Source organism: Citrobacter sp. Cpo091 (assembly GCF_030332645.1).
Taxonomy (GTDB): Bacteria; Pseudomonadota; Gammaproteobacteria; order Enterobacterales; family Enterobacteriaceae; genus Citrobacter; species Citrobacter portucalensis.
On sequence record NZ_JAOWHL010000026.1, the window covers coordinates 1 to 12,482 of the forward strand.

A 12,482-nucleotide genomic window follows, 5' to 3' on the forward strand; every position below is an offset into this window, starting at 1 on the left:
CGGTAGTTCAGTTGGTTAGAATACCTGCCTGTCACGCAGGGGGTCGCGGGTTCGAGTCCCGTCCGTTCCGCCACTTATTAGAAAATTAAGCCTGCTACTAAGCAGGCTTAATGATAAGAAGATTTAGGGGCGTAGCTCAGTTGGTAGAGCACCGGTCTCCAAAACCGGGTGTCGCGAGTTCGAGTCTCTCCGCCCCTGCCAGAAACAATCCTTAGCATTATTGCTAAGGATTTTTTTTACCTGTAATTTGAGTTTTTCCTTCTTTCTATTTTACTCCCGGCATCCTTGCCAGCGTTTTCCTTAATCTTCCAGAATATTCGTTCTCAGCAGATCGCAAATCAGCGCATGTTTATCGCTATTTTGCAGCCAAACTGCATATAACGGGCGTGAAAGCGTTGTACTGTCGGTAACCGTATGGAGATCGCTTTTACCTTTAGCCCAGCTGACCGGTAGCCAGCTAAAACCTTTGAGGACTGAAAGTTGCTGCCTGGCTAATTCTGCCGAACTGGTGGTAAGTACCGGCACTTCATCTCCCGCAATCAATCCAGCCTCGTGTTGCTGAAAGTCAGGTCCCCATTCCAGACGCAGATAATTCAGTTCATCTTTGGTTTGTGAAGGAGAACTGCAATAGAGCGCCAGCGTGAAATATCCCAACAGTTGGCTGCTAAATTCGTCCATTTTGGGCGTTTCGGTAGTAATCAATAGATCAAGCTGTCGTTCATGAAGCTGTTTTACTAACGACTGTCGCTGCGCGATCCTCGCTTCAAATTGCAGGCTGGATTGCGGCTCCTGGGATTGGTACAAACGCCCCAGCCAGCCATTAAGCATGCATTCCCAGAGGGATGCGCTGGCACCAATAGAAAACTCGTTATGCCGCGAGGTATTCGCAACCTCCTTACGTGCTGCTTGCCACGTATTCATCAGCGTTTCAGCGTAAGGTAATAATTTTTCACCTGCAGCGGTTAAGCGGATATTGTTTCTGTGTCGGGTGAACAGGTTTACACCCAATTGATTTTCCAGTTGTCTGATCCGAAAACTAACCGCTGATTGGGTCAGATAGAGCGCTTCAGCAGCCCTGCCAAAGTGGCGTGTCCGGCTAACTTCCAGGAAAGTTTTTAACAATTCCGTATCCACAACTCGCTCCATAAAATTATTTGTCGTTATGATTTAAATCTTTTGTTTGACGCTCTGTCAAGCGTAACTAATACTCCGCGCCATAAATAGCTCGGCCAAAGAATAAGGAGCGTGCAGGATGGCGGAAAGCTTTACGACGACTAATCGATATTTCGATAATAAATATTATCCCCGCGGATTCTCCCGTCATGGTGATTTCACCATTAAAGAAGCACAACTGCTTGAGCGTCACGGTTATGCTTTCAACGAGCTGGATCTGGGCAAGCGTGAGCCGGTAACGGAAGAAGAAAAACTGTTTGTTGCGGTATGCCGTGGTGAGCGCGAACCGGTTACCGAAGCTGAACGTGTGTGGTCCAAATACATGACGCGCATTAAGCGTCCAAAACGCTTCCACACGCTGTCTGGCGGGAAACCTCAGGTGGAAGGTGCGGAAGACTACACCGAATCTGATGATTAATAAAAAAGGGCGAAAGCCCTTTTTTTATGCCAGTAGTTTCTGCAAATGAATGAGTAATCTGTCTATCGCCCGATATCCAACAGCTTCCTGTAAGTGCTGGCGAGAGATATGGTCAGATTGTTCTATATCCGCGATCGTTCGAGCGACCTTTATCAGGCGTAACCAGGCGCGGATGGATAATCCGAGATGCGCGAGCGTTTCTTCAAGCCACTGCGCATCGTCGCTACGCAGTGGACAGTATTTATGGATATCCTGACTGTCCAGGTGCGCATTTAACTTATTCTGCCGCCGATACTGACGCTCTCGTGCTGCCATAACGCGTTGCTTCACCGTTGCGCTATCTTCCCCTTTTACCTGGCTCTGGCTGAGTATGCCGGGAGGCGGTAAGGGGATTTCGAGGGAGAGATCGAAGCGGTCAAGAAATGGACCTGATAATCGATTGAGGTAGCGTAGTGTCTGCTCTGGGGTACAGCGGTTATGGTTCCCCTGATAATGTCCTGTTGGGCTGGGATTCATGGCAGCAATAAGCTGAAAACGCGCGGGGTAAGTTATTTTTGCCCGAGTGCGGGATAAATGAATCTGCCCGGACTCAATGGGCTCTCGCAGTGCATCCAGCGTGCGCCGCTCAAACTCGGGAAGTTCATCCAGAAACAGTATGCCGTTATGCGCCAGAGATATCTCGCCTGGTGCAGGAATAGAGCCGCCACCGACCATGGCAGTTAATGAAGCACTGTGATGCGGCGAACGAAAAGGGCGTTGTTTCCACTGTTTTTGTAGCGTGTCGGAATTGACCAGACTTAGAATCGCGGCGCTTTCCAGTGCTTCATCATTGCTCAGTGGCGGAAGCAATCCTCTCAGGCGACTGGCCAGCATGGTCTTACCCGTTCCCGGCGGCCCGATGAGTAAGAGGTTATGACCGCCAGCTGCGGTAAGCTCCAGCCCGCGTTTACCCTGTTCCTGGCCGATAACATCGCTCAGATCATCTGCTAATGCGCAGGGGGTAAAATCTGCCGATGATGGTCTGTCTAAATCATGCTTACCTTCGAGAAATGCGCATACAGTCTGTAGATGATCGGCAATAAGGCACCCTTCACCGTGTATCAGTCCCACTTCAGCAGCATTCTCTTTTGCGACAATAATTCTCCTGCCTGCGCGAATAGCTTCAGTTGCACTTGATATCGCACCGGGAACGCCGCGTAACGCGCCTGTAAGCGCTAATTCGCCTACCAGCTCATATGTATCGAGGTTATGGGTTGTAAGCTGCTCAGACGCTGCCAGAAGCGCAACTGCGATAGGTAAATCATATCGTCCCCCTTCTTTCGGGAGATCGGCCGGAGCGAGGTTTATGGTTATCTTCTTCGCCGGGAATTCATAACCGCTATTAATAATCGCACTGCGAACTCGATCGCGAGCCTCTTTTACCGTTGTTTCGGGTAATCCCACCATGGTTAAACCAGGCAAACCATTACTGATATGTACCTCGATGGTAATGGCTGGCGCATTCACGCCCAGCGCAGCGCGTGTGTGAACAATCGATAGTGACATAAGCCCTCCTGATGAAAGCATTATGTCGCAATACATCGCGGCAAGATTTCACATAATTACGGTTTTTAGAGGCTTATTCCCGTGTTTTTATGTAGCTCAATACTGCTTGCATAAAGCCTGGAATAGCGCTCGCAAACGCTTTTGAATAACGTTTTTAGTAGGGAACGGGTTGCCGAGAATCACCTGAAACGTGAAATATTTTCACTTTTGATTTTTTGTATAAAAAACAACGATATTTATCTAAACCGTTAACGGCGTCAGAAAAACGAATAAAAAAATATCTTGTGTCATTTGCAAATTCTATGGTAACTCTTTAGGTATTCCTTCGAACAAGATGCAAGAAAATACAAAAATGACAGCCCTTCTACGAGTGATTAGCCTGGTCGTGATTAGCGTGGTGGTGATTATTATCCCACCGTGCGGGGCTGCACTTGGACGAGGAAAGGCTTAGAAAACAAGCCTTAACGAACTAAGACCCCCGCACCGAAAGGTCCGGGGGTTTTTTTTGACCTTAAAAACATACACGAGGAGCAGAAAGTGAACGGTAGCATAAAATTCTGTTTCTCAAGATTTACGGCGGGGATGTAACTATGAATGGGGCACAGTGGGTGGTACATGCGTTGCGTGCACAAGGGGTTCAAACCGTCTTTGGTTATCCTGGTGGCGCAATTATGCCGGTTTACGATGCGTTGTATGACGGCGGCGTAGAACACCTGTTGTGCCGACACGAGCAGGGCGCGGCAATGGCGGCAATTGGCTATGCCCGTGCGACCGGTAAAACCGGCGTGTGTATCGCCACTTCAGGTCCTGGCGCTACCAACCTGATCACCGGACTTGCCGATGCGCTGTTAGATTCTGTTCCTGTGGTGGCGATCACCGGTCAGGTGGCCTCACCTTTCATCGGAACGGATGCGTTCCAGGAAGTGGACGTTCTGGGTATGTCTTTGTCCTGCACCAAACACAGTTTCCTGGTGCAGTCACTGGAAGAGCTGCCGCGCATCATGGCAGAGGCTTTCGCTGTGGCGAACTCCGGTCGTCCGGGTCCGGTTCTGGTTGATATCCCGAAAGACATCCAGCTGGCCAGCGGTACGCTGGAGCCGTATTTTACGACCGTCGAAAACGTAGAGGTTTTCCCGCACGCTGACGTTGAGCAGGCGCGTAAAATGCTGGCGCAGGCGCAAAAGCCGATCCTGTACGTTGGTGGCGGCGTTGGTATGGCGCAGGCGGTCCCGGCCCTGCGTGAATTTATCGCGGTAACCCAGATGCCGGTCGCCTGCACGTTGAAGGGGCTGGGTGCAGTAGAGGCTGACTACCCATACTATTTGGGCATGTTGGGGATGCACGGCACTAAAGCGGCAAATTTCGCAGTGCAAGAATGTGATTTATTGATTGCAGTGGGCGCGCGTTTTGATGACCGGGTGACCGGCAAGCTGAATACCTTCGCACCGAACGCCAGCGTGATCCACATGGATATCGACCCTGCGGAAATGAACAAGCTGCGCCAGGCGCACGTCGCCCTGCAGGGTGATTTAAATTCTCTGCTGCCGGCATTGCAGCAATCTCTGAAGATTGACGCATGGCGTCAGCATAGCGCTGAACTGCGCACAGAGCATACCTGGCGCTATGATCATCCCGGTGAGGCTATCTACGCGCCACTGTTGTTGAAGCAGTTGTCCGATCGCAAGCCTGCGGACAGCGTAGTGACAACGGATGTTGGTCAGCATCAGATGTGGTCGGCGCAGCATATGACCTACACCCGCCCGGAAAATTTCATCACCTCGAGCGGCCTGGGTACGATGGGCTTTGGCCTGCCAGCAGCGGTTGGCGCGCAGGTTGCTCGCCCGAACGATACGGTAATCTGTATCTCCGGCGACGGTTCCTTCATGATGAATGTACAGGAACTGGGCACCGTAAAACGCAAGCAGTTGCCGCTGAAAATAGTCTTACTCGACAACCAGCGGTTAGGCATGGTGCGACAATGGCAGCAGCTGTTTTTCCAGGAACGTTATAGCGAAACCACCCTTACCGATAACCCCGATTTCCTCATGTTGGCCAGCGCCTTCGGCATACCAGGTCAACACATCACCCGTAAAGACCAGGTTGAAGCGGCACTCGACACCATGCTGAACAGCGAGGGGCCATACCTGCTTCATGTCTCAATCGACGAACTTGAGAATGTCTGGCCTCTGGTACCGCCAGGTGCCAGTAACTCAGAAATGCTGGAGAAATTATCATGATGCAACATCAGGTCGCCGTTGAGGCTCGTTTCAATCCGGAAACGTTAGAACGTGTTTTACGCGTGGTACGCCATCGCGGTTTTCAGGTGTGCTCCATGAATATGGAAGCCGCCAGCGATGCGCAAAATATAAATATCGAATTGACCGTTGCCAGCCCCCGGTCGGTCGACTTACTGTTTAGTCAGTTAAGTAAACTGGTAGACGTTGCACACGTTGCTATCTGCCAGAGCACAACCACATCACAACAAATCCGCGCCTGAGCGCAAAAGGAAGAAAAATGACGACGAAAAAAGCTGATTACATTTGGTCTAATGGCGAGATGATTCGTTGGGAAGACGCGAAGGTTCACGTGATGTCCCACGCGCTGCACTACGGTACTTCTGTATTTGAAGGCATCCGTTGCTACGATTCTCACAAAGGGCCGGTGGTGTTCCGTCATCGCGAACATATGCAGCGTCTGCGTGATTCAGCCAAGATCTATCGTTTTCCGGTTTCTCAGAGCGTTGATGAGCTGATGGAAGCTTGCCGCGAGGTGATTCGTAAAAACAATCTGACCAGCGCCTATATTCGTCCGCTGGTGTTTGTTGGCGACGTGGGGATGGGCGTTAACCCGCCAGCGGGATACACCACTGACGTGATCATCGCCGCGTTCCCGTGGGGTGCTTACCTTGGTGCAGAAGCGCTGGAGCAGGGGATCGACGCGATGGTTTCTTCCTGGAACCGCGTTGCGCCGAACACCATCCCTACTGCTGCTAAAGCTGGCGGTAACTATCTGTCTTCGCTGCTGGTGGGTAGCGAAGCGCGTCGTCATGGCTATCAGGAAGGCATTGCGCTGGACGTGAATGGCTACATCTCCGAAGGTGCGGGCGAAAACCTGTTTGAAGTAAAAGACGGCATTCTGTTTACCCCGCCGTTTACCTCTTCCGCGCTGCCGGGTATCACTCGTGACGCGATCATTAAGCTGGCGAAAGATCTCGATATCGAAGTGCGTGAGCAGGTGCTGTCTCGTGAATCACTGTACCTGGCCGACGAAGTGTTCATGTCCGGTACCGCGGCCGAAATCACCCCAGTACGCAGTGTCGATGGTATCCAGGTGGGCGAAGGCCGCTGCGGTCCGGTCACCAAACGCATCCAGCAGGCCTTCTTTGGCCTCTTCACCGGTGAAACGGAAGATAAATACGGCTGGTTGGATTCAGTAAACCAATAACAAAATTAATATTTCCCCAAAATAATTCACGTTGCAGGAAGACGGCAACGCAGCAAGTCCCAGGAGCTTACTGTAGTAAGTGACTGGGGTGAGCGAGGCGGCCAACGCACCTGCGGCGTGAAGTATGCAGGGGAAAGACAGACGGGAGTTAATCAAGCATGCCTAAGTATCGTTCTGCTACCACCACCCACGGCCGCAATATGGCGGGTGCCCGCGCATTGTGGCGCGCCACCGGGATGACCGATGATGACTTCGGTAAACCGATTATCGCTGTGGTGAACTCCTTTACCCAGTTTGTGCCGGGTCACGTCCACCTGCGCGATCTCGGTAAGCTGGTTGCCGAACAAATCGAAGCCTCAGGCGGCGTGGCGAAAGAGTTCAACACCATTGCTGTGGATGATGGTATCGCCATGGGTCATGGCGGCATGCTGTATTCACTGCCGTCGCGTGAGCTGATCGCTGACTCCGTTGAGTACATGGTTAACGCCCACTGCGCCGATGCGATGGTCTGCATCTCCAACTGCGACAAAATCACCCCCGGGATGTTAATGGCCTCTTTGCGCCTGAATATTCCGGTGATCTTTGTTTCCGGCGGTCCGATGGAAGCCGGGAAAACTAAGCTCTCTGACCAAATCATCAAGCTCGACCTGGTTGATGCGATGATTCAGGGCGCTGACCCGAAAGTTTCCGACTCACAAAGCGAGCAGGTTGAACGTTCCGCTTGCCCAACCTGCGGCTCCTGTTCCGGTATGTTCACCGCTAACTCGATGAACTGCCTGACCGAAGCGCTGGGCTTGTCGCAGCCGGGTAACGGTTCGCTGTTGGCGACTCACGCCGACCGTAAAGAACTGTTCCTCACCGCAGGCCAGCGCATCGTCGAGCTGACCAAACGTTATTACGAGCAGGACGATGCTTCCGCGCTGCCGCGCAACATTGCCAGCAAGGCAGCGTTTGAGAACGCCATGACGCTGGATATCGCCATGGGCGGCTCCACCAACACCGTTCTGCACCTGCTGGCGGCCGCGCAGGAAGCGGAAATCGACTTCACCATGAGTGATATCGACAAGCTGTCCCGCAAAGTCCCGCAGCTGTGTAAAGTGGCGCCGAGTACGCAGAAATACCATATGGAAGACGTGCACCGCGCAGGCGGCGTACTGGGTATTTTAGGCGAACTGGATCGTGCTGGACTGCTGAACCGCGACGTGAAAAACGTGCTGGGGCTGACTCTGCCGCAAACGCTCGATCGGTATGACGTGATGTTGACCAAAGACGACGCGGTGAAAAAAATGTTCCGTGCAGGCCCGGCCGGCATTCGTACTACCCAGGCGTTCTCACAGGACTGCCGTTGGGATACGCTGGATGACGACCGCGCTGAAGGCTGCATCCGCTCGCTGGAACATGCTTACAGCAAAGACGGCGGTCTGGCAGTCCTGTACGGTAACTTCGCGGAAAACGGCTGTATTGTAAAAACCGCAGGCGTGGATGACAGCATCCTGAAATTCACCGGCCCGGCAAAAGTGTATGAAAGCCAGGACGATGCGGTTGAAGCCATCCTCGGCGGTAAAGTGGTGGCTGGCGACGTGGTTGTCATTCGCTACGAAGGGCCGAAAGGCGGGCCAGGCATGCAGGAAATGCTCTACCCAACCACCTTCCTGAAATCGATGGGCCTCGGTAAGGCTTGCGCGCTGATTACCGACGGTCGTTTCTCCGGCGGTACTTCGGGGCTTTCCATTGGTCACGTTTCTCCGGAAGCGGCCAGCGGCGGTAATATCGCGATTATCGAAGATGGTGACATGATTGCCATCGATATCCCGAATCGTGGTATTCAACTTCAACTGAGTGATGCGGAAATCGCTGCGCGCCGTGAAGCGCAGGAAGCTCGCGGTGACAAAGCCTGGACGCCAAAAGATCGTCAGCGTCAGGTCTCCTTTGCACTGCGCGCCTACGCCAGCCTGGCAACCAGTGCCGACAAAGGTGCGGTGCGCGATAAGTCGAAGCTCGGGGGATAATGACCATGGCGGATTCACAACCTCTATCCGGCGCTCCTGAGGGTGCCGAGTATCTCAGAGCGGTACTGCGTGCGCCGGTATACGAAGCGGCACAGGTAACGCCGCTACAGAAAATGGAAAAACTCTCTTCGCGCCTCGACAATGTCATTCTGGTGAAGCGCGAAGACCGTCAACCTGTTCACAGCTTCAAGCTACGCGGTGCCTATGCCATGATGGCGGGCTTGACCGAAGAGCAAAAAGCGCATGGCGTCATTACCGCATCGGCTGGTAATCATGCTCAGGGCGTCGCGTTCTCTTCTGCGCGATTAGGCGTGAAGGCGCTGATTGTCATGCCAACGGCTACCGCCGATATCAAAGTCGACGCCGTTCGCGGCTTCGGCGGAGAAGTGCTGCTGCACGGCGCGAACTTTGATGAAGCCAAAGCCAAAGCGATTGAATTGTCGCAGCAGCAGGGTTTTACCTGGGTGCCGCCGTTCGATCATCCGATGGTGATTGCCGGGCAGGGCACGCTGGCGCTGGAGCTGCTCCAGCAGGACGCGCATCTCGATCGCGTATTCGTACCAGTTGGTGGTGGCGGTCTGGCGGCAGGTGTTGCGGTGCTAATTAAACAGCTGATGCCGCAAATCAAAGTGATTGCCGTGGAAGCGGAAGATTCGGCCTGTCTGAAAGCGGCGCTGGATGCCGGTCATCCGGTGGATCTGCCGCGAGTGGGTCTCTTTGCCGAAGGCGTGGCGGTCAAACGTATTGGCGATGAAACCTTCCGTCTGTGCCAGGAATACCTCGACGATATTATTACCGTGGATAGCGATGCTATTTGCGCGGCAATGAAAGACCTGTTCGAAGATGTACGCGCGGTGGCGGAGCCTTCCGGGGCGCTGGCGCTGGCGGGGATGAAAAAATACATCGCCCAGCATAATATTCGCGGTGAGCGTCTGGCGCATGTTCTTTCCGGCGCTAACGTTAACTTCCACGGCCTGCGCTACGTTTCCGAACGTTGCGAGCTGGGGGAACAGCGCGAAGCCTTGCTGGCCGTGACCATCCCGGAAGAAAAGGGCAGCTTCCTGAAGTTTTGCCAACTGCTGGGCGGGCGCTCGGTGACCGAGTTTAACTACCGCTTTGCTGATGCGAAAGACGCCTGCATTTTTGTCGGCGTACGTCTGAGCCGTGGGCTGGAAGAGCGTAAGGAAATCCTGCAACTGCTCAATGAGGGCGGCTATAGCGTGGTGGATCTGTCCGATGACGAGATGGCGAAGCTACACGTGCGCTATATGGTCGGTGGACGTCCGTCGAAACCCTTACAGGAACGTCTTTATAGCTTCGAATTTCCGGAGTCGCCGGGGGCGTTGCTCAAATTCCTGCATACCCTGGGGACGCACTGGAATATTTCATTGTTCCACTATCGCAGTCACGGCACTGACTATGGTCGTGTGCTGGCGGCGTTTGAGTTGGGTGAACACGAGCCTGATTTCGAAACGCGGCTGAATGAACTGGGTTATGACTGTCATGATGAAACACATAACCCGGCGTTCAGGTTCTTCCTGGCGGGTTAACGACAGCCATTAAAAAAGGGTTCATGTAAAAACATGAACCCTTTTTGCTACTGTATCAGCAGATTACAGCGTGATAACGTCGAATTCGACTTCGGTATTCACGTCAGCATCGTAATCCACACCGTCGAGGGCAAAACCGAACAGGTTCAGGAATTCCTGCTTGTATCCTGCATAGTCAGTTTCTTGCGCCAGGTTTTCGGTAGTGATCAGCGGCCACAGATCGCGACATGCCTGCTGAATGTCGTCACGCAGTTCCCAGTCATCCATACGGATACGCTGGTTGTCATCAAGCGCCACTTTATCGCCGTACAGGCTGGTGGTCATCAGACGGTTGATCTGCTCAATACAACCTTCGTGAATCCCCTGCGCTTTCATCAGCTTGAAGACCATGGAGATGTACAGCGGCATTACCGGAATCGCAGAAGATGCCTGGGTGATAACGGACTTCAGTACGGCAACGTTAGCGGAACCGTTCAGTGGTGCCAGCTGGTTACGCAGCTCACCCGCCGCGCGATCGAGGTCTTCTTTCGCTTTGCCCAGCGCGCCGTGCCAGTAGATTGGCCAGGTCAGGTCGGTACCGATGTAGGAGTAGGCTACGGTTTTCACACCATCAGCCAGCACGCCCGCTTCGCTCAGCGCGCCCATCCACAGTTCCCAGTCTTCGCCGCCCATGACGGTGACGGTGTTCTGAACTTCTTCTTCGGTTGCCGGCTCAATGCTGGCGGTGATGATCTGATCTTTGTTGGTATCGATCGCTTTAGAGGTGTAAACCTCACCGATTGGCTTCAGCGCTGAACGGACGATTTCACCGGTTTTCGGCATTTTACGCACTGGGGAAGCCAGTGAGTAAACCACCAGGTCAATCTGACCCAGGTCTTCTTTGATCAGTTTGATCACTTCATCACGGCATTCGTCAGAGAACGCATCGCCGTTGATGCTCTTGGAGTACAGACCTTCACGCTTGGCTGCTTCGTCGAAAGCTGCAGAGTTATACCAGCCTGCGGAACCTGGTTTGGTATCCGTGCCCGGTTTTTCGAAAAATACGCCGATAGTGGCGGCACCGCTGCCAAAGGCGGCGGAAATTCTGGAAGCCAGACCGTAACCGGTGGAAGCACCGATCACCAGCACGCGAGACGGGCCGTTCTCGATTTTCCCGTTCTGCTTAACATACTCGATCTGCTTTTCCACGTTGACTTTGCAGCCAGTCGGATGGGTCGTTGTACAGATGAATCCACGAATTTTTGGTTTGATTATCATAATGATGGCTAATTAAGTTTGTATTTTCGCTGTCAAGTGCGCAATGACACCGTCTGTTCTGGCCTGCTTAACGCGATGGTTAACAAGCCCCCCACTACAATGGATCACGACATTATACAGAAAAGGAGCGCCAATACTGAATCTACCACTGATTTTAGACCTGACGCTGGCGCTACTCTGCGGATTTACGTTCCAGAACAATCTTCCAAAACGCGTCGATCAGCGGTTCATGCAGCCGCTTTTTCGGCGCGCAGACGCCAAGCTCGAACGGTGTTTTTTCGTCACTGCGCTCTAAAATCATCACGCGATTACGCACCGGCTCCGGGCTGTTTTCTAGCACCACTTCCGGCAGCAGCGCCACGCCGCAGCCCAGCGCCACCATTGAGACCATCGCTTCGTGGCCACCCACCGTGGCGTAAATCGATGGGTTGCTGATTTTGTGACGGCGGAACCACAGCTCGATACGGCGGCGTACTGGACCTTGATCGGCCATGATAAACGGCACCGTCGACCAGTCCGGCTTATCGACCGATACCTGATTACGCACCGGGCAGGGCAACGCCGGAGCGATCAACACAACCGTCAGATTCTCCAGCATCGAGAACGCCACCGCGCCAGGCAGTGTTTCGGGCTTACCGGCAATCGCCAGATCGGCTTCACCAGTGACCACTTTATCCATCGCATCGGCGGCGTCGCCGGTGGTGAGCTTAATTTCCACTGACGGATGCTCGGCGCGGAAACGGTCAAGGATTGGCGGCAGATGGCTGTAGGCGGCAGTTACCGAACAGAAAATATGTAGTTCGCCTGACAGCGACGGCCCTTGTTGATCGAGAGTGTGGCGTAACTGCTGGTACTGCAACAGCGTCTGTTGGGCAAACACGCGCAGCTCTTCACCGGCTTCGGTCAGCGTAACCGTACGGTTATCGCGCACAAACAGCGGCTGGCCGAGGTCTTCTTCGAGGCGCTGAATCTGTCGGGAAAGCGTGGATGGGCTGACGTGCATTGCCCGCGCGCTGCGACCAAAGTGACGACTTTCAGCCAAATGCAGGAACATTTTCAGATCGCGTAAATCCACAGACGAGCCTC

At 53.4% G+C, this 12,482-nt stretch carries 11 protein-coding genes and 1 tRNA gene; 8 read left to right on the forward strand and 4 right to left on the reverse strand.

Features of this window, described 5'->3' with window-relative positions; translation table 11 throughout:
* Positions 1–125 precede the first annotated feature (125 nt).
* A tRNA-Trp gene (locus OGY04_RS01730) sits at positions 126–201 on the forward strand.
* Positions 202–300: 99 nt separating this feature from the next.
* Here OGY04_RS01730 and hdfR read toward each other — a convergent pair.
* Entirely contained in the window at positions 301–1,146 is an 846-nt protein-coding gene (hdfR, locus tag OGY04_RS01735; RefSeq protein WP_008787063.1) for an HTH-type transcriptional regulator HdfR, read from the reverse strand.
* A gap of 106 nt (positions 1,147–1,252) precedes the next feature.
* On the opposite strand from hdfR, the gene maoP reads away from it, so the two are divergent.
* Positions 1,253–1,591, forward strand: a complete 339-nt coding sequence (gene maoP, locus OGY04_RS01740) for a macrodomain Ori organization protein MaoP (RefSeq protein WP_003018025.1) — start codon at positions 1,253–1,255, stop codon at positions 1,589–1,591.
* A gap of 24 nt (positions 1,592–1,615) precedes the next feature.
* On the opposite strand, the gene OGY04_RS01745 is transcribed toward maoP, so the two are convergent.
* The gene (locus OGY04_RS01745) at positions 1,616–3,136 is read right to left on the reverse strand and encodes a YifB family Mg chelatase-like AAA ATPase (protein WP_286584666.1); all 1,521 of its coding nucleotides are present in this window, start codon (positions 3,134–3,136) and stop codon (positions 1,616–1,618) included.
* A gap of 352 nt (positions 3,137–3,488) precedes the next feature.
* On the opposite strand from OGY04_RS01745, the gene ilvL reads away from it, so the two are divergent.
* From ilvL to ilvA, 6 genes are all read left to right on the forward strand, one after another.
* Entirely contained in the window at positions 3,489–3,587 is a 99-nt protein-coding gene (gene ilvL, locus OGY04_RS01750; protein WP_001311244.1) for an ilv operon leader peptide, read from the forward strand.
* Positions 3,588–3,726: 139 nt separating this feature from the next.
* A complete protein-coding gene (gene ilvG / locus OGY04_RS01755; RefSeq protein ID WP_003829032.1) occupies positions 3,727–5,373 on the forward strand; it encodes an acetolactate synthase 2 catalytic subunit in 1,647 nt (548 codons plus the stop codon).
* The gene (gene ilvM / locus OGY04_RS01760) at positions 5,370–5,633 is read left to right on the forward strand and encodes an acetolactate synthase 2 small subunit (RefSeq protein ID WP_003018017.1); all 264 of its coding nucleotides are present in this window, start codon (positions 5,370–5,372) and stop codon (positions 5,631–5,633) included. The genes ilvG and ilvM overlap by 4 nt, the downstream gene beginning before the upstream one ends.
* Positions 5,634–5,650: 17 nt before the next feature.
* Entirely contained in the window at positions 5,651–6,580 is a 930-nt protein-coding gene (locus OGY04_RS01765) for a branched-chain amino acid transaminase (RefSeq protein WP_003829030.1), read from the forward strand.
* A gap of 158 nt (positions 6,581–6,738) precedes the next feature.
* A complete protein-coding gene (gene ilvD / locus OGY04_RS01770; protein ID WP_008787065.1) occupies positions 6,739–8,589 on the forward strand; it encodes a dihydroxy-acid dehydratase in 1,851 nt (616 codons plus the stop codon).
* Between the two features lie 5 nt (positions 8,590–8,594).
* On the forward strand, positions 8,595–10,139 hold the full coding sequence (gene ilvA, locus OGY04_RS01775; RefSeq protein ID WP_003018007.1) for a threonine ammonia-lyase, biosynthetic: 1,545 nt from the start codon (positions 8,595–8,597) through the stop codon (positions 10,137–10,139).
* A 63-nt stretch (positions 10,140–10,202) separates the two neighbouring features.
* Here ilvA and fabV read toward each other — a convergent pair whose 3' ends face one another.
* The gene (fabV, locus tag OGY04_RS01780; RefSeq protein WP_008787067.1) at positions 10,203–11,396 is read right to left on the reverse strand and encodes an enoyl-ACP reductase FabV; all 1,194 of its coding nucleotides are present in this window, start codon (positions 11,394–11,396) and stop codon (positions 10,203–10,205) included.
* A 172-nt stretch (positions 11,397–11,568) separates the two neighbouring features.
* The gene (ilvY, locus tag OGY04_RS01785) at positions 11,569–12,471 is read right to left on the reverse strand and encodes an HTH-type transcriptional activator IlvY (RefSeq protein ID WP_003829023.1); all 903 of its coding nucleotides are present in this window, start codon (positions 12,469–12,471) and stop codon (positions 11,569–11,571) included.
* Positions 12,472–12,482: the final 11 nt, after the last annotated feature.

Excerpts from the sequence above, each read along its gene's own strand:
- ilvD (WP_008787065.1), top strand. The coding sequence starts at position 6,739 with ATGCCTAAGTATCGTTCTGCTACCACCACCCACGGCCGCAATATGGCG.
- fabV (WP_008787067.1), bottom strand. The coding sequence starts at position 11,396 with ATGATAATCAAACCAAAAATTCGTGGATTCATCTGTACAACGACCCAT.
- ilvL (WP_001311244.1), top strand. The coding sequence starts at position 3,489 with ATGACAGCCCTTCTACGAGTGATTAGCCTGGTCGTGATTAGCGTGGTG.
- ilvG (WP_003829032.1), top strand. The coding sequence starts at position 3,727 with ATGAATGGGGCACAGTGGGTGGTACATGCGTTGCGTGCACAAGGGGTT.
- hdfR (WP_008787063.1), bottom strand. The coding sequence starts at position 1,146 with ATGGAGCGAGTTGTGGATACGGAATTGTTAAAAACTTTCCTGGAAGTT.
- maoP (WP_003018025.1), top strand. The coding sequence starts at position 1,253 with ATGGCGGAAAGCTTTACGACGACTAATCGATATTTCGATAATAAATAT.
- OGY04_RS01745 (WP_286584666.1), bottom strand. The coding sequence starts at position 3,136 with ATGTCACTATCGATTGTTCACACACGCGCTGCGCTGGGCGTGAATGCG.
- ilvA (WP_003018007.1), top strand. The coding sequence starts at position 8,595 with ATGGCGGATTCACAACCTCTATCCGGCGCTCCTGAGGGTGCCGAGTAT.
- OGY04_RS01765 (WP_003829030.1), top strand. The coding sequence starts at position 5,651 with ATGACGACGAAAAAAGCTGATTACATTTGGTCTAATGGCGAGATGATT.
- ilvM (WP_003018017.1), top strand. The coding sequence starts at position 5,370 with ATGATGCAACATCAGGTCGCCGTTGAGGCTCGTTTCAATCCGGAAACG.